Source organism: Sphingopyxis sp. CR5, assembly GCF_059693785.1.
Map to the genome: position 1 here is coordinate 20,768 of NZ_JCATIE010000008.1, position 23,727 is coordinate 44,494.

Annotated in this window: 21 protein-coding genes and 1 pseudogene; 9 read left to right on the plus strand and 13 right to left on the minus strand. The window is 63.0% G+C overall.

The window, feature by feature from the left end:
* Nucleotides 1–45 precede the first annotated feature (45 nt).
* From AC58D2_RS13240 to AC58D2_RS13260, 5 genes are all read right to left on the minus strand, one after another.
* Entirely contained in the window at nucleotides 46–957 is a 912-nt protein-coding gene (locus AC58D2_RS13240) for a hypothetical protein (protein WP_497391071.1), read from the minus strand.
* A gap of 9 nt (nucleotides 958–966) precedes the next feature.
* Complete coding sequence (locus tag AC58D2_RS13245) at nucleotides 967–3,597, minus strand: fimbria/pilus outer membrane usher protein (RefSeq protein WP_497391072.1); 2,631 nt, start codon at nucleotides 3,595–3,597, stop codon at nucleotides 967–969.
* 23 nt (nucleotides 3,598–3,620) lie between these two features.
* The gene (locus AC58D2_RS13250) at nucleotides 3,621–4,424 is read right to left on the minus strand and encodes a fimbrial biogenesis chaperone (RefSeq protein WP_497391074.1); all 804 of its coding nucleotides are present in this window, start codon (nucleotides 4,422–4,424) and stop codon (nucleotides 3,621–3,623) included.
* Nucleotides 4,425–4,525: 101 nt separating this feature from the next.
* A complete protein-coding gene (locus AC58D2_RS13255; RefSeq protein WP_497391076.1) occupies nucleotides 4,526–5,281 on the minus strand; it encodes a hypothetical protein in 756 nt (251 codons plus the stop codon).
* 138 nt (nucleotides 5,282–5,419) lie between these two features.
* Nucleotides 5,420–5,944 (minus strand): hypothetical protein, encoded by a 525-nt coding sequence (locus tag AC58D2_RS13260; RefSeq protein WP_497391078.1) that lies wholly within the window; start codon nucleotides 5,942–5,944, stop codon nucleotides 5,420–5,422.
* Nucleotides 5,945–6,408: 464 nt separating this feature from the next.
* Here AC58D2_RS13260 and AC58D2_RS13265 point away from each other — a divergent pair, with 464 nt between their 5' ends.
* On the plus strand, nucleotides 6,409–7,203 hold the full coding sequence (locus AC58D2_RS13265; RefSeq protein WP_497391080.1) for a helix-turn-helix domain-containing protein: 795 nt from the start codon (nucleotides 6,409–6,411) through the stop codon (nucleotides 7,201–7,203).
* Between the two features lie 327 nt (nucleotides 7,204–7,530).
* Here the strand turns inward: AC58D2_RS13265 and AC58D2_RS13270 are convergent, their stop codons facing one another.
* The 3 genes from AC58D2_RS13270 to AC58D2_RS13280 all read right to left on the minus strand — a co-directional run bounded on the left by AC58D2_RS13270 (nucleotide 7,531) and on the right by AC58D2_RS13280 (nucleotide 11,998).
* Nucleotides 7,531–7,803, minus strand: coding sequence for a hypothetical protein (locus AC58D2_RS13270; protein ID WP_497391082.1), 273 nt, complete (start codon nucleotides 7,801–7,803; stop codon nucleotides 7,531–7,533).
* Between the two features lie 71 nt (nucleotides 7,804–7,874).
* On the minus strand, nucleotides 7,875–9,074 hold the full coding sequence (locus AC58D2_RS13275) for a lipase family protein (RefSeq protein ID WP_497391084.1): 1,200 nt from the start codon (nucleotides 9,072–9,074) through the stop codon (nucleotides 7,875–7,877).
* Between the two features lie 23 nt (nucleotides 9,075–9,097).
* Complete coding sequence (locus AC58D2_RS13280) at nucleotides 9,098–11,998, minus strand: TonB-dependent receptor domain-containing protein (protein WP_497391086.1); 2,901 nt, start codon at nucleotides 11,996–11,998, stop codon at nucleotides 9,098–9,100.
* Between the two features lie 296 nt (nucleotides 11,999–12,294).
* On the opposite strand from AC58D2_RS13280, the gene AC58D2_RS13285 reads away from it, so the two are divergent.
* Both AC58D2_RS13285 and AC58D2_RS13290 read left to right on the plus strand, forming a co-directional pair.
* The gene (locus tag AC58D2_RS13285; RefSeq protein WP_497391088.1) at nucleotides 12,295–12,879 is read left to right on the plus strand and encodes a TetR/AcrR family transcriptional regulator; all 585 of its coding nucleotides are present in this window, start codon (nucleotides 12,295–12,297) and stop codon (nucleotides 12,877–12,879) included.
* Between the two features lie 71 nt (nucleotides 12,880–12,950).
* Nucleotides 12,951–14,309 (plus strand): amidohydrolase, encoded by a 1,359-nt coding sequence (locus AC58D2_RS13290; RefSeq protein ID WP_497391090.1) that lies wholly within the window; start codon nucleotides 12,951–12,953, stop codon nucleotides 14,307–14,309.
* A gap of 118 nt (nucleotides 14,310–14,427) precedes the next feature.
* Here the strand turns inward: AC58D2_RS13290 and AC58D2_RS13295 are convergent, their stop codons facing one another.
* Together AC58D2_RS13295 and AC58D2_RS13300 are read right to left on the minus strand one after the other, a co-directional pair.
* Entirely contained in the window at nucleotides 14,428–15,162 is a 735-nt protein-coding gene (locus AC58D2_RS13295; RefSeq protein WP_497391092.1) for an RES family NAD+ phosphorylase, read from the minus strand.
* Complete coding sequence (locus AC58D2_RS13300; protein WP_497391094.1) at nucleotides 15,140–15,514, minus strand: antitoxin Xre/MbcA/ParS toxin-binding domain-containing protein; 375 nt, start codon at nucleotides 15,512–15,514, stop codon at nucleotides 15,140–15,142. Before AC58D2_RS13300 ends, AC58D2_RS13295 begins: the two co-directional genes overlap by 23 nt.
* Before the next feature lie 246 nt (nucleotides 15,515–15,760).
* Between AC58D2_RS13300 and AC58D2_RS13305 the strand changes: the two are divergent.
* The 5 genes and pseudogenes from AC58D2_RS13305 to AC58D2_RS13325 all read left to right on the plus strand — a co-directional run.
* A pseudogene (locus tag AC58D2_RS13305) lies at nucleotides 15,761–16,245 on the plus strand (oxidoreductase C-terminal domain-containing protein); the annotation flags it as partial.
* Between the two features lie 367 nt (nucleotides 16,246–16,612).
* Nucleotides 16,613–17,491: a c-type cytochrome gene (locus AC58D2_RS13310; protein ID WP_497391404.1), complete on the plus strand. Its 879-nt coding sequence runs from the start codon at nucleotides 16,613–16,615 to the stop codon at nucleotides 17,489–17,491.
* Between the two features lie 162 nt (nucleotides 17,492–17,653).
* Nucleotides 17,654–17,929: a metal/formaldehyde-sensitive transcriptional repressor gene (locus AC58D2_RS13315; protein WP_497391096.1), complete on the plus strand. Its 276-nt coding sequence runs from the start codon at nucleotides 17,654–17,656 to the stop codon at nucleotides 17,927–17,929.
* Between the two features lie 9 nt (nucleotides 17,930–17,938).
* Complete coding sequence (gene dmeF / locus AC58D2_RS13320; protein WP_497391098.1) at nucleotides 17,939–18,877, plus strand: CDF family Co(II)/Ni(II) efflux transporter DmeF; 939 nt, start codon at nucleotides 17,939–17,941, stop codon at nucleotides 18,875–18,877.
* Nucleotides 18,878–18,880: 3 nt separating this feature from the next.
* Entirely contained in the window at nucleotides 18,881–19,054 is a 174-nt protein-coding gene (locus AC58D2_RS13325) for a DUF1289 domain-containing protein (protein WP_497391100.1), read from the plus strand.
* A gap of 141 nt (nucleotides 19,055–19,195) precedes the next feature.
* Here AC58D2_RS13325 and AC58D2_RS13330 read toward each other — a convergent pair whose 3' ends face one another.
* Genes AC58D2_RS13330 through AC58D2_RS13340 form a run of 3 tightly spaced genes read right to left on the minus strand, consistent with a single transcriptional unit; the run spans nucleotide 19,196 to nucleotide 22,368 of the window.
* On the minus strand, nucleotides 19,196–20,098 hold the full coding sequence (locus AC58D2_RS13330; protein WP_497391102.1) for a DUF1259 domain-containing protein: 903 nt from the start codon (nucleotides 20,096–20,098) through the stop codon (nucleotides 19,196–19,198).
* Nucleotides 20,099–20,113: 15 nt separating this feature from the next.
* Nucleotides 20,114–21,505, minus strand: coding sequence for a chromate efflux transporter (chrA, locus tag AC58D2_RS13335; protein WP_497391104.1), 1,392 nt, complete (start codon nucleotides 21,503–21,505; stop codon nucleotides 20,114–20,116).
* An 8-nt stretch (nucleotides 21,506–21,513) separates the two neighbouring features.
* Nucleotides 21,514–22,368 carry a chromate resistance protein ChrB domain-containing protein gene (locus tag AC58D2_RS13340; protein WP_497391106.1) on the minus strand — a complete coding sequence of 285 codons (855 nt, stop codon included), beginning with the start codon at nucleotides 22,366–22,368 and terminating at the stop codon, nucleotides 21,514–21,516.
* Nucleotides 22,369–22,670: 302 nt separating this feature from the next.
* Between AC58D2_RS13340 and AC58D2_RS13345 the strand changes: the two genes are divergently transcribed.
* Nucleotides 22,671–23,498 (plus strand): hypothetical protein, encoded by an 828-nt coding sequence (locus AC58D2_RS13345; RefSeq protein WP_497391108.1) that lies wholly within the window; start codon nucleotides 22,671–22,673, stop codon nucleotides 23,496–23,498.
* Nucleotides 23,499–23,727 lie beyond the last annotated feature (229 nt).

Consider the following 23,727-nt stretch of genomic DNA (forward strand, 5'->3'; position numbering starts at 1 on the left):
TGCCATTTAAGATAAATATGAGGTTAACCAATATTGGCCAGAAAACTATCGCGCTGTCACTGAAATCGAAACGACGTCGCTATATTTACCTGCCCGCCGGTCGGAAATGTCGCCAATAACGAAATGGATCGGAAGGGAATCTCGCCGATAACCCATGTCGCTCGGCCCCGCGACGGTACTTACGCCGGTCAAATTCACCGAGGTGCCTCCAACGACGAGCGTATAAGGAACTGTCCAGTCGCTCGATCCGAGCCGCAGCTTTCCCGAATTCGCCGACGAAACCTGAAGGTCGTAACGACCGGTACTGCTAACGCGCAATTGCAAGGGAACCGGTGCAATTCCGGGGCGCAGGTCGCCGAGATCGACAACGGCGTGGCCGTCACTCATCCGATAGGCACCGGTTAACCCGATCCTTGCCGACGGCAGCACCTGAAGCCCAAGCACGAGCCTTGTCCCTCCGAGGGATCGGAAGGTGCGATCTTGCGCCTCGATCGTCACATCCTGCGTAAAGGTCCCCGCGTCGCGCACGTCGTCGGGATCGGCGACGAGCTTGTAGAGGATGGTTTTCGATTCCTGCGGCGCCAGCACCAGTTCGCGCGAAGAAGGCGTCCGGAGCGAACGCCCGGCGCGCGGGGTAACGTCCTGCGTATCGGTGAGGTTGAGCAGCGCATAGCCGATCGGCTTGCCTGTGCCCTTCGACAAACCGAACGGCGGCTGAGTCAGCTCGAAGATCGGCGCGAAGCGACATTCGGCGCCGCCATCGTTGGTGTATGTGACCCCGAAGGTGCCTTCGGGAAGCGATCCACCATAGGGATCGTAGCCGTCGATGATCCAGGCGGTTGGCGCCGCAGTCATCCGCACCATGCAATCGGCCGGGCGGGCTGTCGCGGCGGGTCCCTGCGCAATGGCGGCCTGAGCGCTGAGCGCGGCGGCGGCGAGAAGCAATGAGCGAAGCATGGAGCCTCCTTATTTGAACTGGCCCGACCGGACGGTTCCCAGGTTGACGAGCCCGTCGGTATCTTCCGGGACGGTGAATTCGAACGCGCGGTTGACCGTGCCGTTTGCACCATAGGTTTCGACCAGATAGCGCCGGCCGGGCAAGAGATTCGAAATCGCGAAGCGACCGGCGCTGTTGGTGAAAAACGGCGTCGGCTGAGGGGTGTCGCCCTCGGTCACGTCGAGCAGTGTTACGCGCCCGCCGATCAGGGACACGGGCTTTTCGGAGGTCAGCATCAGCGTACCCATCGCGCTCGCAAAGGATTCCGTACCGATGCGGGCGGCATAGCCGCTCTTGTACGGCGGATGGACGCGGAATACCCCGGGGCCGGTGTCGTACCCGACCGGCGGATCCTCGACGTCGTACTGCACCGACTGCGTCGTGTACGAGCCGAGGAAATTGTTCACCGCCGCCCCCAGCGCGCCGCTGCGGCCGATATAATCGTTCTGCGCGAGCGACTGCCCAGCGACGACGCTGCGCTTGCCGAGATTCTTGTGCGGTTCGAGGAGCATGAAGCTGTCATTGATCCGCCGCCCAAGTCCGACCATGCCGCCGGCATAGGCGATCGTGGTACCGACCCGCACCGTCGTCGCATTGACGTTGGCGAAATTGGAGACATCGGGCCCAAACGCCGCGTGGCTGATCGCAGCTTCGAATCGGTTGGCCGAATAGGATGCATAGCCCAGCGCCTGGGCGCTATTATCGTCGCGAGTGAGCACACCACCGAAGCCGACACTATTGAGCTGGTTGAGGCCGCTCTGATTGTAGGAGAGTTCGCCCAGATTGTCGCGGCTCTCATAGCGGGCCTCGGCGCGGCGGCGATAGTCCGGCTGGAAGACGAGGCCGACCATGACGCTAAACCCGTTCCGGGTCGAAATGCTCGAAGGATATTTGGCGTAGTCGACGCCGGCACGGAACGTCCACTCGCGATCGATGCGATAATAGCCCACCGCCCCGACGCGATAGGTATCGCCGATCACCCCGCGTCCCTTGAGGTAGGACCCGGAAGCAGTCATCAGGAATTTCATGTTAAACTGGTGCGTGTATTGCGCCGTCGCGGTCAACGAATTGGTATTGATGCCGAAAGTGTTGCCGAGATTGGCAAAGTTCTTCGACGTGTAATCAGCGCGCAGTGTCATGCTGTCGGACAGGCCGCCCCGGTCGAAATAATGTTCGTAGCTTGCGCCGAGCGCATAGCCTTCGCCCGAAAATTTCGAATGACTGCCGGCTGCGTCGAGGAGCAGGCGTCCGCCATTGGGCAGCACGAACTGGGTCTGTCCGTTGAGCGTTTGAACTTCCTTGCTCGCCTGCAAGCCCACGCCAATCGCCGGCGCGTTGAAGAACGCTTTACGGAAGAACCCGGTGAAAGCGAGCGGTCCTTTATAATCCGGCGCTCCGCCAAAGGTGTCGCTCATCGGTCCGAAATAGGCGCCATATTCGTAGTCGCCCGGATCCAGGTCGATCGGATCGAGATACTGCTGGAAGGACAGATTCTGGATTGCGCCGCTATTGTCGATAACCTGGATGTCGATATCGTTACTGCCGGCGACGAGCGGCAGATCGCTGAAATCATAGCGGCCAGCCTGCAGTCGCAATTCGCGATAGAGCGAGCCATTGCGCATGAATCGCACCGTCGATTCGCGCTGAAGCACGAGTTGCCGATCAGCTTGCAGGATCGCCGAGCGAAAAGTGTTGAAGCGCCGCTGTTGGCGAACCACGCCAATGCCGCCCATCTGGACGTAGGACTGCTGCCCCCGAATTTCGGGATCGAGATCCCCTAGAAACCAACGGCGGTAATCATCAGGCTGGTCGTAGACAAGGCGCGCATAGTTGCGGCGGAACTTGTAACTTTCCCCATCCAGCGTGAACTGCTGGCCGAATTGCGCGTCGCCTTCGAAGACAACCGGTCCTACCCGGATGGCACCGTCGAAATTGACGGTAGGCGGATCGCTATGGTCGTCGCCTTCCCAGATATAAGTCTGGATGACGTTGAGATTTAGGTAAGCCGAAAAGTTCTCGGGCTCGAGCGAAATGTCGTTTACATCGTCACGCGGCGGCGCGAACAGATTAACCGTCGCGCGTTGGTCGGGCGATACTTCGACAACCACGACCGCGAGCGTGCTCGGATCGTACGTCAATGCGACGCCGGTGTCCTTCAGGTCGTCGGGACCGAATTGGGTCACACCGGCCAGATGCGACGCGAGATTCGCGTGCGCTTCCTCGGTGAGGATCGGCTTGACGAGCTTCAGGAATGTCGCGGTGTCCAGCAGGAAGCGATCGTCGGCAGTAAGCCGCATTGGAATGTCGCCGAGACTGCTGCTCAGAAATGTCAGCGGCACCGTCATGTCGATGTCGCGCTCATACGGGTTGATATCGGGTCGGCCGTGCGGACCGATCGGCACCTGCGGCAGTCCAAGTTCGGGCTGGTCGTCAGGACCGGGCGGAGCCGGAGCTGGGACGCCTGGCAACGGGATGCTCGTCGACGGCGGTTCGGGCGGCGCCGATTGCGGGATAGCAGGCGGCGGGCTGGCCGGCTTTTGCGGCAGCGGGATCGATACTTGCGCAGCGGCGGCGCTCACCCAGAGGGCCGACACCGCCACCGAGCATAGTGCCGCCCGTCGTATCATTTTGCAAAGGTCAGCTTGATGGGGCCAGGCCCGAAGCCGGGCACCGGCAGATTGAATGTGCGCTCACCCTGCGCGGGAACGTAGCCAGTCCCCAAGACACGCGTCAATTCCTCGGGCGAGATGTCTACACGCAGCCATTTGCCGTCGCGATCAGTGCCCTCCAGATGCCAGGCGAAATTCGACATCATCGCGTGCCGTCGCCCATCGTTGCGAAGCGTCACCTCGACACCGTCCTGCATCGGGGGCACCTCGGTCGATCCCGGCGGCGTTCGCGGCTGGTAATCGGCCTGATGAACCGATGTAGCTTTAACGTCGGGCTTGGCGCCGGGCGGTGCAACAACGACGAGTGCACGCATCTTGTAGAGAACCTGTACCTGTGCCGACGCGGCATCTTCGGTTCCAGGTTCGAAAGCCACGGGCAATTGTTCGACCGAAACATAATAGGCTTCGGCTGTCGCAATCTCGGGATCGCCCACCCATTGGAGGCGAATGACTTGCCGCCCACCCGGCGGCAGCGCGCCTTGCGGCGGAAAAATCAGGAATTTGTCGTCGGCGGGCGCTTCGGTGATCTGTCCATCGGCGCCGATCGTCATGCGAAAGACGCGCGTCTGAAAGGCCAGCTTGCCCGCGTTGATATTCTGAACCTCGATGCGCGCGACGGAATCGCTGCCGCGCGATTCCATTTCGACCACCATCGGCGATACGCGCATTGCGAGCGCGGGAGCCACGAGGATGAACAATGCGGCCAAAACCGCCATCAGCGCCCGCATGTGGCGCTTCGCCATGGTCAAGATTGCCATGAAACCCCCCTCGTCCCTCAACCGTCGCTTGTTAATCGCACAGGTAAATAAAGAAAGGGGAAAGATTGCTCTTCCCCCTTTCTCCTTGTCTTCGGCCAGCCTTAGATCGCGCTGAGCGTCAGCGTCGTCGAACCGGTGTAGTTACCGGCGACCAGGCCCTTGTTGGTGATGGCCGAGGCGGTGAAGTTGATATCCATCGCCGAGCGCCATGCACCTTCGTTGGCAACACCCGTCAGGTCGCCATCGCCGACGACGAGCGAACGGCCACCGCCCGGCCCGACCGAGTTCTGCGCGACACCGGTCCAGCTCGCGGTCACGGTGTACGGGATGTTCGCCTGGAATTCGTCGGTGTCATAGCCGCCAGCCGCGTTATTCACGAGGCCCAGCGTGCTGCTCTTGGTGATGGTCACATCATTGTTGAAGTTGCAGCCCGCCGTCAGCGTCTCGATGTTGGCAATCGCAGGGCCGACCATTTCGAACGCCGAGTTGACGTTTTCGTTGTTGCCGGTGCGAACACCGATCACGCCAAAGTCGATGTTCGTCGCGCTGGCATTGTTGCCGGCATAGAACGAGCAGTCCTTGTTGACCGAACCCGAGAGCTGGAACGTCGTGGTGACGGTCGGCGTGGCGGTTTCGCTGTCGCTCGGCGCATCGGCGACGGCGGTGTAACGCGTGCCGATACCGCCAGCCAGGCCAATCTCGAGACCGAGGGTCGCAAACGGACCGGGGTTGGTCGAGGTGTAAGGAATACCCAGAATCGTACCGGCATAGTGACGCTGGTTGGTCTGAGCAGCAGCCGGCGAAACGACGCCGACGAGAGCGATAGCGGCAACGGCGCCGCAAAGCATCTTCTTCATAACTTCTTCCCTCTTTATCCCGCCCCCGCCCACGATCGGGCGGCGGCATATTGCACCGGGTGGTCGCTAAGCCGGACGGGCACGGTGCCTGCCCTGTTCGGCTAATTCCGTTCGCGAGGCCCCCCTCGCGAACGAAGCTCAGATCGGAGACACGGTGATCGTGATCGTCTCCGAATATTCGCCCGCCAGCAGCCCGGCTTCGCCCGTCGGCGTCCCGAGTTCGACGCCCAGAACCATGCCGTCGGTGGCGATGCCGCCGTTGCTGGAAATGACGCCACCCGCCAGAAGCTGGTTGCTGTTGAAGGTGCGGCTGATCGTCCCCGACGCCGGGTAACGCACCGGCATCTGGACCATCAGGCTATACGGAAGCTTGCCGCCATAAGGCCCCTGCCCGTTTGGCATCCGCGTATTGGTCAGCGCGCCCGAGGCGCCCTGGATCGTCATGGTGAAAGGGACATTGCAATCGAACGCCACACGGGTCTCGATGCCAAGGCCGCGGCGCTCCAGATTGCCGAAATCCATGTCGGGAACGCCGCCGAGCGCGCAATACTCGCGAATCGAACCGCTCACCGCGATATCGAGCGAGCGCACGTTGTTGATTTCGCCAGCGTGAGCGGGCGCGGCAAAAGCGGCCGCGATCAGCAGTAAAAATGGCAGTCGCATACCCCCCCCCAAAAAACCTGCTGCGGTTTTCGAAAAACCCAGAAGCTGCGTCGGCAGCTTGATTGGGCGGGGAGCGATGCGACCCGACTCACCCCCCTCTCGTTAGGTGAGAGTTGTACAACTGTTCGGTGCCATGTGAACCCTAAAAAAGGTCGACGAAAAGAAGGGCATTGAAGCCAAGCCACCGAAAAAAAGAGCTTTTGCCGGAAAAAGCTAGGATTCGAAGGTTAATGTGAAGCCCAGACCCGCGCCCGGGAAACGGCCCCGTCCCATTTTGAAACGCACACGGTTAACTTTGTAACCTTCCTGCCCGACCGGGTGCCGCTCGCAACACCGAAACGCCAGACCGTGCCGATAGGGCGACAGGAATCGCCGACCCTGGGGCTGGCACCGATGGTCAGCGCAGGTCGCTAAGAGCATGACAATCCGTCCCCGACGCCCGAGCTACGCCCGCCAAGGAACGAGTGAATGGTCCGATTGCTGCACCGGTTCAGCGCGTGGGCATTAACCGGGCGGAAACGGGTTGTACGGATGATGCGGCACCTATGGCTATCCGCAGGACAATTGAAACGAACGCCGAGCGCGGTTCGCGGCGCGAAACCGAGAGGTTCAGCTTGAATCTTTCGGTCCTCGCCGAGGATGGGGCAACCGGGAGCCCGGTGCTCGTGCACAATCTTTCGACGTCAGGCCTCTTGATCGAGACCGAAGCCGCGCTGGATATCGGCCGGCAGTTGCAGATCGCGCTTCCCGAAATCGGGGATACGATCGCCACCGTTGTCTGGAACAGCGAGAGATTGTTCGGATGTCGCTTCGACGTCCCGCTAAGCCGGTCTGCGCTGAGCGCCGCGCGCCTGCGCAATCCGCTTCCCGCGGATTTCGACCCCGCGCGAACGGAATTGCCGGCCGGAATCGCGCTTGGGCTCCGCATCCGGGCGTTGCGTGAGGCGCGCAGGATGAGCCTGTCAGCCCTTGCCCGGCACGCCGGCATCAGCAAACCAAGCCTTTGGGCCTGGGAAAACGGAAAATCGACCCCGCGCAGCAAGAACCTCCAGGCCGTCGCCGATGCGCTGCACGTGCCGATCGAAGAGATCTTGAGCCAACCCGCTTCGATCCCGCAAGAAAATGGCGGCACCGAAGGCCTCGCCGCAGGTGCGGCAGGTGAGACCAATCTTCATGCGGAGGTCGAAGTATCGAGAAAGCGCGTCGCCAAGGCGGCTGGCGTTTCTCCGGGCAAAGTCAGGATCATCATCGAGCTCTGACTGATGCCGTGCCGAAAAGCCGGCGACGGACAATCGGATCAAACCACCCTTCGAAACGGGAACGGTTCGTGATCAAATGCGGCAGGCGCGTTGCATTGCTGCAACACCCAAAAGTCTCTGCGGCCGCCCTCGGACCCGAAGGTGGCAGGGCTTGTATCGAACCTGCCATCTGTCATTCAATTTTATTGAATTTAGTTTGATATTCCGATTCTTTACCCCCACACTTCTCCCAATATTTTTAGTGGTACGACGGTAGTTCGACTAACAAGATGGTCCAATTCGACGTGAAATCGAAAGGACATTTCGGTGGATTGTTCGAGGGCGGTGTTAGTGCCGCTTGTCCGAATTCTGCTTGTCGAACAAGTTCACGGCGCCCTCGGCAATCGACACTTGCGCCACCCATCCGATATGGTTCTCGACCGCTTTGCGGCTTGAACCCTGCTTGTGTGAAACAGGAAGAGCAAGGCGAGTGCGCGTCACATTGGGAATGCCAGCTTCCCTGAGTGCAGCCTGGAGCGCATCGTCGAACCAATAGAGGGCGCTCAGCAGAGATTCATCATCAGATAGGGACTGTGCATCGACGGACCTTTGGAAGACCAAGACCGCAGCATAATACGGCTAAGGCAGCGGCCGGCACAGCTTCCTGCCGAGTGCGATGGCCGCCCCGAAGTTCAGTGATCGCCGCGAACCGCCCCGGCCGGCGAACAGGTCGCGGCGACGGGCTCGCCCGCGATCGCCTGGCGCGCGAATGTCCGCGAGTCAGCAAAGGAGCGGTTGAGCGTCGCCGAATGGTCGAGCCCGGGATAGATATGCGCCTCGATCGTCGAACCGGCGGCGCAAGCGCTTGCGACGAGCGCCTTTTGCATCGGCGCGGGGGTATCGATATCCTCGGTTCCCGTGCCGATGAATACCGGCGTCGCGATCTTGAGCGTCGGATAACCGGCGTGGGCGAGAACCGGCGCATAATAGCGCCAGAAATCGCCCTTGAACGTATTGGCGCGCGTCAGCCCTGCATCGACCACCGTCCCGAACATGTCGACGACGCAGGTATCGGCCGCCTTGGCGAACGCGGGCATCGCGCGGTTGGTGAGAACCGCCGCCGGATCATATGTCGGGTCGATCTGCTGTGCCGCCGAAGCGATGTAGAGCAGATAGGCGATGATGCGATCCACCTTGTCGGCATCGCCCGGATCGCTCGCGGTCGTGGCGGCCGGCGACAGGTTCGGAATGCCGGTCGCGATCGTCCCGCGCACATCGACGTCGGGTGCATAATCGGGGGCATAGCCCGCGGTGGCGAAGGCCGCGCCCGCGCCCTGCGACTGGCCGACGATCAGCACCTTGCCCGACAGACCGAAGCCGCCGCCCTGCACCGCCCGGACCGCGTCGAGGGTCGAATAGGCCGCGGCGCGGCTGTTGAGATAGGGGTGCGGCCCCGGTGTGCCGAGACCCTGATAATCGGTGGCGACGACCGCATAGCCTTCATCGAGCCAATGGTTGAGATAGGTGCGGTCGCGCAGCGAGCGGGGATTGCGCGACGGCGCGCAATCGTCGCCGATCCCGACGGTGCCGTGCGCCCAGGCGACGAGCGGCCAGCCGCCCTTCGGCGGCGTGCCTTTCGGCAGAAAGAGCGCGCCGGTGACGGCGATCGCGCCGCGGCCCGCCACTCCGTCGGTCGAGCCATAGCGGATCGCCAGCGCCTGCCCGGCTTCCTCCAGGCCATAGTCACTCGCCAACGGCTGCGTTTCGAGGAGCCGGCCCGGCGCCCCGGCGCGGGTGTCGGCCGCCGGGGCCGTCTGCGCCGACACCGCCAGCGGTGACGCCGACAGGCCGAACAGCGCGAGCGTTCCGAACGATCGTATCCAGACCGACATCTTCTTCCCCTTTTTCCCTTGCGTCAGAAACGAGCCGTCGCCGACAGATAATAGGTCCGGCCGAGCACGTCATAGGTGCCGGTATCGGTCGTGCCCGGAACGCCGCTGACGACGGGGGGCGTCTTGTCGAACAGATTGTTGACCCCGAACCGCACGCTGAAGCGCTCGGCGGGATCGACGCGCAGCGACAGGTCGAAATAATCATAGGCTTTCACGCCAGGCGTCGTGCTCGCGGCGTTGGTGACCATCGACGCATCATCCATCGCGCCGATATGACGCCAGCGCAGCAACGCGTTGAAGCTGTCGGTGCCATAGGTGAAGGACGTCGTCGAACGCCAGCGCGGCAGCGTCGTGCCTGATCCGATCGTGTCGGCGAAATCCTGAAAGGGCGAGCCCGGCAGGTTCTGAATCTCGAACTTGTCGAGATAGTTGATCACCGAAGAAATGCCGAAGCGTCCCGAGCCGTCGCCGAGCCCGACGTCGGCAAGGCGCACCGACCAGTCGAGCTGGACATCGACTCCCGCCGTGCGATAACCGCCGAGGTTGAGATAGGGCTGGAGCGCATTGGTGATGCCGCCGGTCCCCGAATCGCGACCGATCAGCGCGCAATAGAAATTCGCCGCGTCATAGCCGGGATTGCTGCCGTCGCCGTTGAAGCATTTGTTGAGCGAAACCGACACCGGGATCACCGCGATCGCGTCGTCGATTGCGATATTATAATAGTCGACCGATGCCCGGAACCCCGAAAGCCACGGCGAGGCGGCGCGCGGCGAGAGTACCGCGCCGATCGTATAGGTGTCGGCTTTTTCGGGCTTCAGATTCTCGTTGCCCGACAGATAGGCGGCGACCTGCGCGACATTGTTGACGTAGACGTCGGCGATCGCGTCGGGCATTCCTTGCGCGACGCAGATGTCGCGCACCGCAGCGCCGTTGCTGCCCGTACGGAAGCTGCTGCGGATATCGCACGGATCGCCGCCGCCGTTCGCGATCAGACCGATCGTCGGATAGAGGCCGGTGGTCGCAGTATAAAGCTCGCCGACATTGGGCGCGCGGATCGCGCGCTGATAGCCGCCGCGCAAGCGCACCCCGTCTGTCACGGTCCAGTCGACGTCGACCTTGTAGGTCGAGACCCCGCCGCTCTGCTTATAGTCCGAATAACGATAGGCGAAGTCGAGCGTCAGGTCCTGCACTGCGAAGATGTCGTGCAGCACCGGAACGAGCAGTTCGGCATAGCCCTCGATCGCGCGGGTCGAACCCGCGGTCGGCGACGTGCGCGCGATCGCGACGACATTACCCGTCACTTGCTGCGCGTCGGGATCGAAGCTGAACTCATTGCGGCGATAGCCCGCGCCCACCGCGAAGCGCATTTCGCCTGCGGGAAGCTGCGCGAGCCCGCCCTGGATATTGAGCTCGACGACGTCCTGCTTCGTTTCGGTGCGGTTGCGCGTCACGCCGCTGATATAGGCGACGCATTCGGGCGAATTGGTCGTGCTGAACGGATCATAGCCACCCTCGCAGATCGACGCGCCGCCGTCGGCCGCCGACACGAGCGTTTGCACGCGGTCGGTAAAGACCGATCCGTTCGCAATATCGTCGACGACGCTCTTGCCGGTCGAACCGTAAAGCTCCCAGCTGATGCCGCTGTCGCCGAACTTGCCCGACGCGCCTCCGAGCAGCTGCCAGGTCGTCGCTTCATGGTCGGTGTGGCGCGGCCCCACTTCGCTGTAGCGCTTGGTCACGACGACCGGCGCTGCGGGATTGGCGCGCGCGTCGATCAGCGCGCGCAACGCGTCGGGGATGAAGGGGCTTGTGACGGGCACGCGCATCGTCCACAGTCCGGCATTGGGCGCCGCGTCGGCGATCGTCGTCGAGGTATAGTCGGTATAAAGGCCCTGCACGAACAGTTTCAGGCTGTCCGACGCTTCGAAGGTCACGCGGCCGAAGGTCGAAATGCGCTCGAGCGGGATTTGCGAATAGGTGAGCTGCGGCGTTGCGAGCAGCGCGGTCCCGGTGTTCAGTACATAGGGGACATCATCGCGATAATTATAGACGCCGCGCCCGGTCGAAAAGAGCGTGCCGTCGGGATTGATGCCGATCGACGAACTCGCCGGAACCGAGCCCGGCGCGACCCCATAGGCGGCAAAGGCTGCATCGACCGCCGCTTGGTCGGGGGCGTTGGCGCCCGGCGTGAACAGGCCGAGCGGGATCGTGCTCGATACGCCGCGGTTCTCCCGGAAAAAGGCGCGCGAATTGATGTTGATCGCGTCGCGATCGGTGTAGGAAGCGCCCACCGTCACCCGCCCACGACCGTCGGCGAAGCGCGTGCCCGCGCCGAGCGAGATTTCGCGGATGCCGCCGTCGCCGCGGCTGGTGATTGTGTTCTGGCCCGAAATTTCGACGCCGTCGATCTGGCGCAATTTGAAATTGACCACGCCCGAAATCGCGTCCGACCCGTATACCGCCGAAGCGCCGCCACTGATGATCTCGGTGCCGCCGATCAGGATCGCCGGCAGCGTGTTGATGTCGATGACCTGACTCGAATTGGAAGGCTGCAGGCGCCGCCCGTCGAGCAGCACGAGGTTGCGCTGGGCGCCGAGTCCGCGCAGGTTGAGCGTCGCCTGTCCCGTCGAATTGAGATCGTTCGAAAAGGCGGTCGAATCCGGCGTGAACTGCGGAAGCTGGTTGAGCGCGCCTTCGAGCGTAACGCTGCCGGTCGACGACACCGCATCGCTGCCGAGCGTGACGATCGGGCTCGATGCCTCGAAGTCGCGCCGCGAAATGCGCGATCCGGTGACGACGATCTCCTGCGCGGGCGCTGCGGCGGCGGCTTCGCCTTCCGATTCGTCCTGCGCCGATGCGGGCGCACTCAAAAGCGAAATGACCGAGGCCGAAATGGCGAGCGTCAGCTTGCGGTTGTCCAACATTCTCAAGAACCTTCCCCTTTTTGCCCTGGCGCAGCGGCGATATCGGCGGTCGGTCCGAAGCGCCGCCTCATTATCTATCGCCGCCCTGTCAAATTACGATACAATGATGCATCGAAATAGGCTCTTGGCGCAAAACGGGTTCGTCTGTCAATCGCCGCCGAGAGGCTCTGCGAGGCGCGGGGTAAACCGATCGAGGCAGAAGTTCTTGACCCCGCATCATATTTCGATACATATTTGTATCGTATTTATTTGCTGTCGCATACGGCGACCCGTTGGGGCATGAGGAACGGGGGAAAATGGACGTCATTACCTTGGGCGATGAAAAGGAACCGACGGTCGGGCGGCCGAGGCAGGCCGATCTCGACGAACGCATCAAGCACAGCGCGGTCGCGCTGCTGGGCGAGGAGGGCTTTGCCGGGCTGTCGGTCAATCGCATTTGCCGGCGCGCCGGAGTGCCCCGCCCGACCTTCTATCGCCGCTGGCCGTCTGCCGTCGCGGCGCTGGTCGATGCCTTCAACGACCGCTTTCACGACGCGTTGCTTGTCGACACCGGCGATGCGAAAGCCGATTTGCTGGCGTTCGCGACGAGCGTGCGCAACCGGTACGACGATCCCGTCGTGAGCGTCTGCCTGCCCGCCATCTATGAAGCGCGGCGTCACGAACCCGAGCTCATCGCACCGATCATGGAAGCGCAGCGAGCCCGCCGCCGGTCCAACGTCGCGACGCTCGAGCGCGCTTTGCAGGAACAGGGGATCGAGCCCGTGCTCGGCCCGTTCGAGATCCTCTTCACGCTGACCGCTGCGATCGACCAGGGCTATCTAGCCGGGCGGCCGCTCGCCGACGATTTCCTCGACCGCCTCGTCACCGCAGTGCTGCGTTAACCCGGCGACCGACCCGCGCCCGACGGACTTCCGAGCCGGCGCCCCTTTTCCAGCAAGCAAGGACATGAACGATGCACAGGATGCTGATGACGCTGACCACTACCCTGATCACGCTGCCGGTGCTCGCCCAGGCGCCGGTGGGCGCGCCGCCCGCCGCCTTCGACGTCGCCGCGGCGAAAGCCCGGATCGACGCGACGCTCGACCGGCAATATCCGCACCTCGACGCGCTCTACAAGGACTTGCACGCGCATCCCGAGGTCGGCTTTCAGGAAACGCGCACCGCCGCACTGCTGGCGGGCGAGATGCGCAAGCTCGGCTTCACCGTCACCGAAAAGGTCGGGAAGACCGGCATCGTGGCGATCTACAAGAATGGCGAAGGCCCGACCGTGCTCGTGCGCACCGAACTCGACGCGCTGCCGATGGAGGAAAAGACTGGCCTGCCCTATGCCAGCCGCGCGCAGCAGGAGGTGAACGGCGAACTCAGCTATGTCGCGCACAGTTGCGGCCATGACAGCCATATGGCCTGGTGGGTCGGCACCGCCGCCGCGCTCGTCGCGATGAAGGATCAGTGGCACGGCACGCTGATGTTCATCGGCCAGCCCTCCGAAGAGACAGTGAGCGGCGCCGAGGCGATGATCGCCGACGGTCTCTTCACGCGCTGGCCCAAGCCCGATTTCGGCTTTGCCGCGCATGTCGCCCCGATGCCGGTCGGCACGGTGCTGGTGAAGGACGGCGTCGTCAGTTCGGCGTCCGACGCCATCCACATCACCTTTCACGGCGTCGGTGCGCATGGATCGATGCCCGACAAGAGCATCGACCCCGTGATGATGGGCGGCCGCTTCGTCACCGACGTTCAATCGATCATCAGCCGCGAAAAAGACCCCAAGGCATTTGGCGTGATAACCGTCGGCAGCTTCGTCGCCGGGACGGTGAACAACATCATCCCCGATCATGCCGACCTGAAGCTGACGCTGCGCTCGCACGACGATGCGACGCGAAAATTGCTCGTCGAGGGCGTCGAACGCACCGCGCGCGCGGTCGCCGAGATGGCGCACGCTCCTGCCCCGACGATCGAGCATCCCAACGGCACCAACGCGGTCCACAATGACGCAGCGCTCTCGGCGCGGTCGGCAGCGGTCCTCAAGACCGCGTTCGGCAAGGACGTTCTGTTCGTGCCTGCGAGCGAAGCCGGCGGCAACGCCAGCGAGGATTTCTCCGAATTCATCGACGCGGGCGTGCCGTCGGTCTTCTACGCGATCGGCGGCTATGATCCGGCGATGATCGCCCGCTACAAGGCGGACGGAAAGCCGCTGCCGGTCAATCACTCGCCCTATTTCGCCCCAGTGCCCGAACCGACGATCAAACGCGGCGCCGAAACGCTGGCGCTGTCGGTCCTGATGGCGATGGCAGGCGGGGAGCAAGAACAATAGCCGGACCGCCGGCGGGCTTCGGAGGAAGCCCGCCGCCCGATAGTCGGAGAGAATCTGGTACACCTTGTACCGAAGCGATTGGCGTCGGTCCCGACGCCGGGATGGCTGCGGCTTTCCGCTACAGCCCGAAGTCCTCGTTCCGGAACGCAATGCGTTCGCTCGACGGAAAGGCCGCATAGGCCGTCATTTCACCGCGCTCGAAGCGGAAATGCCACGTCTGGGCAGTTTTGGGCACCGGGCCTTGAAAAACCGATGGATCGAAGAGCGCGACATTGGCGCGGTGACGAGGATCGCGCACCGATGCGTAACGGATCGCCTGCGTATCGATGGCCCGGGCCGCGGCCGCAAAGATCTGGCAGGCCGAATAATCGTCGGGGTCCATCCACAGCGCCGTCGCCGCATCATAGGGCGGCGCGCAAAGATCGAGCACCCGGTCCGCCGCAACGCCCACGCTGATCGCCGTATGCTCGACGATTGCCGCCGGAGGCCGAAAGCCCGGCGAGCGCGAATAAAAACGCAGCCGCCAATAAGCGGTCTCGGCGAGCGCGGTCGCGACCGTTTCGGCCGCATAGAAGATCCCCGGCTTCTCCCCGGCCCTGCGAAAGCGCGAGCCGCTCTTGTGTCCATAGCGAAACGGCGTCGCGAGCAAATAGTGGAGGCGCCGTGCCGCTGCGGGCAGCGTCGGCTTAACCTCTTCGACGAGTTGTTCGAGCAATAGCTGATCGTCGGCGCCCGACGCGAGACGGTTCGTCGATATCCGGTGCTGCGCCTCGACGATCCGCCAGAGCTCGCCGCGATATTCACGAAACGCCTCGGCCCGGGGCGTGCGCTCAGACCCGGGCGCGGTAGTCATCGACATAGTCGGCGACGTCGCCGAGGCCGCGGATCGTACGGATGAGATCGATCGGCCGGCCGCCGAGATCGAGATTCTCCGCCTTCAGCCAGGACAAGGCCGCCGCATCGTCGCTGCCCATCAATGCGTCGAGGCTGCGGAACAGCCGGACCAGACACTGACCGAGTTCGAAAGCCTTGTCGGGCCTTTGAAGCTGGTAGCTGCCCGAGCGAAGCCGCGAAGCCGTAGCGGCCGAAATGCCGAGTACGAGACCAAGCTGTTCATTGGTCAGCTTCCAGCAGGCGGCCACGCGGGCGACAGCCGCCGAAAGGACCCGGCCCTGATCGGCGGCGGAGGCATATTGCGTAGCCACTTCATTCTCCTGAATAAAATATCCCTACATCATTCATAAGAACAGAACAAGGTTTTGGCAAGGGCGGATGCCTCACCGTCGACCTGCCCTCGCATATGCGCCTCTGCCGAATGCGCAGATGAAGCAGCGCAGCGACGAAGTCGAAGTCGAGCGCAAAGCATGGGGTCGACGTCCGGCTCGGCGTGGCGGTCGCGGCGATCGAAGGCGGCGATCGAAGGCAGCGACAATGTCACCGGCGTCCGGCTTGCGGACGGCGATTGCGCCGCGCACGAGAACGCCTTTGCCGAGGGCGGGTGCATCCGCCTCGAGTCGGTGCAGAACGCCAATGACCAGGCCAATGTCGTGGCGAAGGGCATTTGCGGCGCCGAGGCGCCCTATCACGCGATCCCGTGGTTCTGGTCGAACCAGTATGACCTGAAACTCCAGACGGCGGGCTGTCGACCGGGCACGACCGGACGGTGCTGCGCGACGACCCGGCGGCGCGCAGCTTCTCGGTCGTGTACCTCAAGGGCGGCAAGGTCATCGCGCTCGACTGCGTCAATGCGACCAAAGATTATGTGCAGGGCCGCATGATCGTTACCGCGGGCGTGACCGCCACGCCGGAACAGCCGACCAGAGGGTGGTGGCAGGGCTTGTATCGAACCAATCGATTAACCACTGATATAATTATGTTTATTTGTCAGTATGATTTTTATCCCCCCACACTTATCCCCACATTTTTGATGATCTAACGATAGTTCGATTAACCGAGAGGTCGCCGAAATCGAGTTTTAGGCGAGCCATTTGGGCGGTCGCCGACTGTCGTCTTTCTCCGATTCCCGGCCTGCTGCTTTCGGAACGCAAGACAGAGAAAGCGGACGGCCGCACGCGGGATACGACCGGCGAATCCGGGCTGCGGCTCTTGTGTGTCGAATTGGGTCTGACATTGATGTAGGGATTGCTCAACTGGTTGCTGGCCGCTGCTCGAGATGGGGAGATGCTGACGATGACTGAGCCTCGGAATCGATTCCCGGAGCGATGCGTTCGCCCGCGCCTCGTGGAAGCATGATCGATCCCGGTGATCGTGATTCAACTACAGGCCGCTCCGCTCAGTCGGCAATGTCAGCTGCCCGTATAAATTTACCTTGGCCCGTGCGAGCAGGGATCATTCTACTAGCTATCGCGGCGGCCGGGACGCTAGCGATATACACGACATCAGAATTCATCCTTCGACAGACGCATCCCGCGACGCCGGAGATTATACGGGCAGGCGGCCCTTCGGATATCGCCGAGGGTCGGCGGCTGGCCAAGCTTTATGGTTGCACGAGTTGTCACGGAAGCGATTATCGCGGTCTGCGATACAATGACGATCCTAACTTGGTGCGCAATTACGCCCCGAACCTCACCCTCATCGCCGCCAAAACTTCGGACGCAGGACTAGCCCAGGCAATCCGACAAGGTGTGAGTGCGCGAGACGGGCGCGCCCTGTGGGGTATGCCGTCGGCTACCTTCAGTACGATCTCCGACGCCGAATTGGCGGCTGTGCTCGCCCATCTGCGATCGGTGCCCGTCGGTGGTTCACCGATGAAAGGCGGGTCCCCAACAATCCGAGCGCGCATCGCCCTGCTGCGCGGATGGTTCAACGATGACGACAATATTCAACGTTCGGCACCGGCTCTGATCGCAGCGGCCAAAGTGAGGCCGCCTCTCGATCTCGGCCCGGCACATGCAAAAGGTCGGCACATCGCGGCAACCGTGTGTTCCGAGTGCCATGGCAGCAATCTGGGCGGCGATGCCGTCGAGGGCGGTACCGACCTGATAATCGCCGGGGCCTATGATCTCGAAGACTTCCGGCGCCTTATGCGTACCGGCGTTCCGCCAGGCGGGCGCGACCTTGGGCTTATGGCGGAAACTGCGCGAGAGGACCTCACGGTGTTCACCGATGGCGAGATTGACGCACTCCACGCATATCTGATCGCGCGGTCGCGAGCACATTGATCCCGTCCATGCCGCTGCGCGATGGATGTTCACGCTTCCCAACCCGGCGGACGGCTAGTCCCGCCTCTGCTGGCCCACGATGGCTCCTCCTTCCATCTGCGAACCGTCCGATCACGCGGTTCCGCTTGTCATCGCGACCCTATAGGGATAGGGGGTATCCCTATGTCACATCTCTCCGGCCACAATTCCGAACTTATCGCGCGCGTCCGCCGTATTGGCGGGCAAGTTGGTGCCATCGAGCGCGCACTACAGGCTGACGCGCCGTGCGCCGAAGTCCTTCACCTCGTCGCGGCAGTTCGCGGCGCGGTTGCCGGGCTCATCGAGGAGGTGATGTGCGAGCATCTCGAAGCGCATGTCTCGCGCGCAGGCCTGACCGACGCCGAGCGGGCAGCCGGTGCCGAGGAACTGCTCACCGTAATTCGCCGCTACAGCAAATAGGACCCGACAATGGCCTCGAACTCCGCCGCGGACGCCCGCGTCCATGATCATATGTTTCTGGGCGCGTCACATGACGAGAACGCCCGGCGCACCATGCTTGTCGTTGTCCTGACTGCCCTCATGATGGTCGGCGAAATAATCGCCGGCTATATCACGGGTTCGATGGCACTGCTGGCCGATGGCTTCCATATGGCGACCCACGCCGGAGCATTGGGCGTCGCGGCCATCGCCTATGCCTACGCCAAGCGCAACGCGCACAATGCCGCTTTCAGTTTCGGGACCGGAAAGGTCGGAGACCTCGCCGGTTTCGCATCGGCCATGGCACTCGGGCTCGTCTCCCTGGGCATTGGCGTCGAGGCCGTATCGCGGCTTCTGAACCCGACCGATGTCGCTTTCATGCAGGCGACCGTCGTCGCCGCGATCGGGCTGCTGGTGAATATCGCGAGCGCCCTGCTCCTTTCAGGTGGCCACCATCACAGTCACGGCCATCACCATCATCATGACGATCATCACAACCACGGCCCGATGGCGCACAGCGGCGACAACAATCTTCGATCGGCCTATGTCCACGTTCTCGCCGACGCCCTGACCTCGGTGCTTGCGATTGCCGCCCTCCTCGCTGGGCGCTACCTCGGGTGGGTTTGGATGGATCCCGTTATGGGGATCGTCGGCGCAATCGTGATCGCGCGCTGGTCATGGAGCCTGATGCGCGACACCGCTGCAGTGCTGCTCGACCGGAACGACGATCATGTGGCCGAAGAGGTTCGCGAACTGGTCGAAGCGCCCGGCGACGCCCGCATCGTTGACCTGCACGTCTGGCGGCTCGGCCCGGACGCACATGCCGCGATCGTAAGCGTCGTGTCGCCCGCTGGGCTCACCGGCGGGGCAATCAGGGAGCGCCTCGCGCCTGTGCACGAACTGCGCCATCTCACCGTCGAGTGCAGTTGAGCCATGCGGTCTCCCTGTATCGAATTATGCGCGTTCGATGGCAGAACCGGCTGGTGCCTGGGCTGTGGGCGCACTCAGCCTGAGTGCCGGACATGGAAAAAGGCTTCGCCGTTCCAGCAGCGCAAGCTCGCCGCGGAGCTTCCGCGTCGCTTGGCGAAACTCGGCAAGCAGAAATGAGAGCCCCCGAAGGCGGGTTCTGATCGCGCCGCCAGCTGGCGGGTTCCAGGTCAGCGCCTTCTTCATAGGATCGTGGGGGGCTCGTCCGCGGTTCGCTGAACACAGCTTTTGGAAGCTCAGATAGCCGCACCTGCGCCCGGCCTACCGTCCGCCTTCAGGCTTTATCGCGACATGCCCGAGCGCCAGCGCGAGGCCCTGCGCAAGCTTGGCCGCATCGTCGTTCGCCCAGAAATGCATGAAGAACAGACGCGGTTCGTCGTCGAGCATATGATTATGGAGCGCTGTCACTTCGATACCGCTTGCGCGAAGCTCCCGCAGCACCGGGTTCACCTCCGCCGCCGTCAGTACGAAATCCCCGGTTATCGCCGCCTTGCCGCCACCGGTCGGCTGAAAGTTGATCGCAATTGCCGCACCCATGGCCGGCGGCAGTTCCATGCCGCCGTCACGCGGCGTCTCGGCGCGCGCTATGCTGAGCGCGTAAACGCCGCCTGCGACCTTACCGGTATAGGGCAGATATTCTTCGATCCGCCCGATATCGAGATCGAGCTTCTCGGGCGCTGCCGAACTCGCAGCGGACGGCGCCGAAAGCGGCGTGCCGCTCAGCGCCAGCGCATCGTGCAAGGTTTTCGCGAGACGCGCCGGATCGCCATGTCCCGCAATATGCATATACATGGTGTGCGGATTGTTCCGCAGCAGATGATTGTGAAGCGCGGTGACCTCGATCCCGTTCGCGACCAGCTTCGCCATCACCGGGTTGACCTCGGTGTCGGTCAGAACGAGATCGCCCATGACCATCACCTGCCCTTCGCCGTGCGGCACGAAAGCAAGCCAGGAGCCGAGCGCGAAGGCCGGTTTCAGCGGCACGCCGTCGAGTGCCACATGCAGGTCGCTGCGCGGCAGGCCGATGCGATAGACCCCACCAGGCATTTCAGTACCTGCCTTGCCGATTGCGGTGGCGATTGCCTGCTCCCAGGGCTGTGCGGCCTGCGTCGGCGACGTCAGCGCCAGAGCGCCCGAAAGAAATGCTACGGTAGCCTTTATCATGATGTGTCTCCCGAATTATGCGATCAGCGTATAGGCGATACCGAGTGCGGCAGAGCTGGCGAGTACCGGGATCATGCCGATCTTGAAGCGGAAGACCGCCACCGCCGCTCCCACGGCAAGCACTAGCGCAGGCAGGTTCAGCGAAGCCAGGACCGGCACATCGAACCCGCTTCCGACGATGGTCACCCTCCGGACCTCGCCAAAAAGCGTGTGAATGGCAAACCAGAGCGCGAGGTTCAGAATGACCCCTACGACCGCGGCGGTGATCGCACCAAGCGTCGCCGAAAGCGCGCGGTTGCCGCGCATCCGCTCGATGAAGGGGGCGCCGGCGAATATCCAGAGGAAGCAGGGCATGAAGGTCACCCAAGTCGTCAGGATCGCGCCCAATGTCGCGGCGACGAGCGGCGGCAGGCCGGTCGCTTCGCGAAAGGCGGCAAGAAAGCCGACGAACTGTGTCACCATGATCAGGGGGCCGGGCGTGGTTTCCGCAAGCCCGAGCCCGTCTAGCATCTCGCCGGGCTTCAGCCAGCCATAGGTGCCGACGGCTTCCTGCGCGACATAGGCGAGAACCGAATAGGCACCGCCAAAGGTCACCATCGCCATCTGGCTGAAGAAGGTGGAGATGCGCGTGAACACATCGTCTGGCCCCAGAAAGGCGAACAACAATACGACCGGCGCCAGCCAGAGGATGAGAAAGGCGCCCGATATCTTGAGCGACCAGCCAAGATTGGGCCGCGCATGGTCCGGCAGCCCCTCCCCAAGCGCGGTATCGCGGTCGTGGACGATATCGGTCGCCGTCGATCCATGCCCGCCACCGACCTGGAAAGCGGGCAAGCCGGCGCGGCCGCCAAGGAATCCGGCGAGCGCCGCGACCAGCACGATCAGCGGAAAGGGCGCATCGAGAAAGAAGATCGCCACGAAGGCAGCAGCCGCCATGCCGCGCATGACATTATTCTTGAGCGCGCGCTTGCCGATCCGTACGACCGCATCGATGACGACGGCAAGCACCGCCGCCTTCAGCCCGAAAAACAATCCCGCAATCAGCGGGGCATGGCCGAGCAGCACATAGATGTAGCTGAGGCAGAGGATGGCGACGAAGCCGGGCAGCACGAACAGCGCACCGGCTACGAGCCCGCCCCTGGTCTTGTGGAGCAACCAGCCGATATAGGCCGCAAGCTGTTGTGCCTCCGGCCCCGGCAGCAGCATGCAATAGTTGAGCGCGTGGAGAAATCGTTCCTCCCCGATCCAGCGCTTCTCGTCGACAAGGATGCGATGCATCACCGCAATCTGGCCGGCGGGACCGCCGAAGCTTAGCGCCGCGATGCGCGCCCAGACGCGAACGGCATCGCCGAACGCGATGCCATGCCTCGGCGAAGCCGCTTCGCGGCCCGCAGGCACGTCCGTCATTGCCCCGCTCATGTCCGCACCTTGGCTTTGGTCCGGCTACCGGCGGGCTGATGCGACACCCAATTATGCGTTTCGTCCGTGGCATCGCGGCACCAGCGATAGAAGGCGTCGTAAAGCAGCATCCCCGCCTCTAGCTGTTCGAGATCGTCGGCATACATGCGCGACAGGCCGAGCGATGCGGCGAGCAGGCCGGCGGCTTCGGGTACGAGGCCGGGCCGCCCGGTATCGGCGCCGCGCACGATCGGCGCGAGACGCTTCAGCGGGCCATGCTCGCCCAGTCCGAACGCCTCGACCATCACGTCGAAGGTACAAAGCTCGCCCCTGTGGCTCCAGATGACCCCTTCGCCCTCGATGTCGAAAGGTGCGGCGTCGAAGCGCGCGGCCACCCCCTGCACCTCCGAGGGCGCGACGAACAGGAAGATTGCGTCCGGATCGACGAAACGGCGGATCAGCCACGGACAGGCGATCCGGTCGACCTTCGGACGGCCGCGGGTCACCCAGATCGTCCGCCCCTCGCCGTCGCGAGGCGGTAGCACGGTATCGGCCACCATGGGCAGACCGGCGGCTGCCCAACCTGCGACACCGCCTTCAAGGGCTTCGGCGGCTACGCCTTCATGTCGCAGCCGGGCGGCGATGCCCTGACTGAGCGAACCGCCATCGCGGCAGGCGACCACGGCAGACCGGCCCTGCAGCGCCGCGGCCCAAATGCCGATCGCCGCGGCCTGGCGCCGCAGTGTTCCGGGGATCAGGAGCGGCTCAGTTGCGAACTCTCCGTCGGGCCGGACGTCGATGATAACGGGTCCGGTCGGAATACCGACCAGACGAACGAGCTTATCTGATGAAATCGTGTTCAATACAGGCATGATGCGTCCATTCAAAAAGCAGGACGCGATTCTTCAGCCTGTCGCCTCGTGGGGAGATCGCGTTCCCCATTGCACGATCATGCCCCTCGCGTTGGCGCGGGTCAACTCCCGATCGTGCCATCGCAGCCCTTGTTGCCGATAATTTACCGAGCCACGCCGCTGAAATTGCTCCGTTGCCATGGACTTCAACGGTCGTCGCAACGGAAGCGTTACCGGACAGAGTAGCCCATTTCCTGTGCCCATTCTCGCCGACATATACCAAACCATCGGAAGATGGCGCGCAGCCACCACGAAACTGGCCGTTGCACGAACCGCTCCGCTTCGCCGGACATCAGGTCGAGGCCCGCGTTCGCTATTGGCTGTTCCCGAAGCGTCTCCGGCTCGAATGGAACGGACTGCTGCTCGCCAAGGGTCGTTTCTTGCACGACGCGCCCAATGCGCCAGCAGGGGGTGATACGATCTACAATAGTTTAATGCGACGATCAGCTTTTGATCCGGCTCGCCAAGCAGGCAATCATGCCCGAATAGTCCGGGCCGCGCGCGTGCGCGGCCCGGTGGAAAGCGTTCAATCCATTGTTGTTTTGAAGCTCGGGCATCATACGCGCTCGCTGCCCGCGGGTTCCCAAAGACAGGATCCCCGAATTGAATTTCAGCGCCGATGCTTGTCAATCGCGAACGTCAGACTTACACGCATGACCGTGCCTATGCTGATCGCCCGCTACTATAGACGCCTTGTCGCGACATTATGTGTCGCGCTTATGGCGTTTCATGCGGCTGCGACGCCAGTGAAAGCGTCCGACCAGCTTCAGCACGCACCTGCCCTCATCGCCTTCCACGAACATGGCAACGACGGCAGTTTTTCCTTCGATGCCGTTCATCATGACGACCGTGACCATGTCACGCATCATGACAATATCCCGAGCGGCGGCGACCAGCCTGACACCCCGCTCGAGCCCGGCCATCATCATCATGGCGATACGAGTTCCAACCTTCTCGTTCCTGAGACAATGGCCGCAGCCGCGATCATCCTGCCGGCCGACGCCCATAATATGGGGCCGGACCGTCAGATTGCGGGTCTTCGGTCTATCGGGCCGGAACGCCCTCCCCGGCCCTTTTCGCTGAACGCCTGAGTTCCCGCGCCGCCTGAACGCGCGCGGGATGTTTCCCTGCCTTTCAGCGAGGCCGTTATCTCATGTTTTCCTTATCTCGAGCGCGCCTTGGCGCGCATGCTATCCGCAGGGCCCTGCTCTGCGGAGGCGTCCTGCTGGCTGCAAGCGCGCAACCTGTTTGGGCGCAAAATCTAGATCTCGACGACGCGTTATCGCGCGTCGCGACAAGCGATCCCGCCATTGCCGCAAA

Coding starts and splice junctions, on each gene's coding strand:
- AC58D2_RS13325 (WP_497391100.1), top strand. CDS start 18,881: ATGCGGTCTCCCTGTATCGAATTATGCGCGTTCGATGGCAGAACCGGC.
- AC58D2_RS13330 (WP_497391102.1), bottom strand. CDS start 20,098: ATGATAAAGGCTACCGTAGCATTTCTTTCGGGCGCTCTGGCGCTGACG.
- AC58D2_RS13275 (WP_497391084.1), bottom strand. CDS start 9,074: ATGTCGGTCTGGATACGATCGTTCGGAACGCTCGCGCTGTTCGGCCTG.
- chrA (WP_497391104.1), bottom strand. CDS start 21,505: ATGACGGACGTGCCTGCGGGCCGCGAAGCGGCTTCGCCGAGGCATGGC.
- AC58D2_RS13315 (WP_497391096.1), top strand. CDS start 17,654: ATGTCACATCTCTCCGGCCACAATTCCGAACTTATCGCGCGCGTCCGC.
- AC58D2_RS13255 (WP_497391076.1), bottom strand. CDS start 5,281: ATGAAGAAGATGCTTTGCGGCGCCGTTGCCGCTATCGCTCTCGTCGGC.
- AC58D2_RS13295 (WP_497391092.1), bottom strand. CDS start 15,162: ATGACTACCGCGCCCGGGTCTGAGCGCACGCCCCGGGCCGAGGCGTTT.
- AC58D2_RS13340 (WP_497391106.1), bottom strand. CDS start 22,368: ATGCCTGTATTGAACACGATTTCATCAGATAAGCTCGTTCGTCTGGTC.
- AC58D2_RS13285 (WP_497391088.1), top strand. CDS start 12,295: ATGGACGTCATTACCTTGGGCGATGAAAAGGAACCGACGGTCGGGCGG.
- AC58D2_RS13260 (WP_497391078.1), bottom strand. CDS start 5,944: ATGCGACTGCCATTTTTACTGCTGATCGCGGCCGCTTTTGCCGCGCCC.
- AC58D2_RS13310 (WP_497391404.1), top strand. CDS start 16,613: ATGTCAGCTGCCCGTATAAATTTACCTTGGCCCGTGCGAGCAGGGATC.
- AC58D2_RS13290 (WP_497391090.1), top strand. CDS start 12,951: ATGCACAGGATGCTGATGACGCTGACCACTACCCTGATCACGCTGCCG.
- dmeF (WP_497391098.1), top strand. CDS start 17,939: ATGGCCTCGAACTCCGCCGCGGACGCCCGCGTCCATGATCATATGTTT.
- AC58D2_RS13250 (WP_497391074.1), bottom strand. CDS start 4,424: ATGGCAATCTTGACCATGGCGAAGCGCCACATGCGGGCGCTGATGGCG.
- AC58D2_RS13280 (WP_497391086.1), bottom strand. CDS start 11,998: ATGTTGGACAACCGCAAGCTGACGCTCGCCATTTCGGCCTCGGTCATT.
- AC58D2_RS13240 (WP_497391071.1), bottom strand. CDS start 957: ATGCTTCGCTCATTGCTTCTCGCCGCCGCCGCGCTCAGCGCTCAGGCC.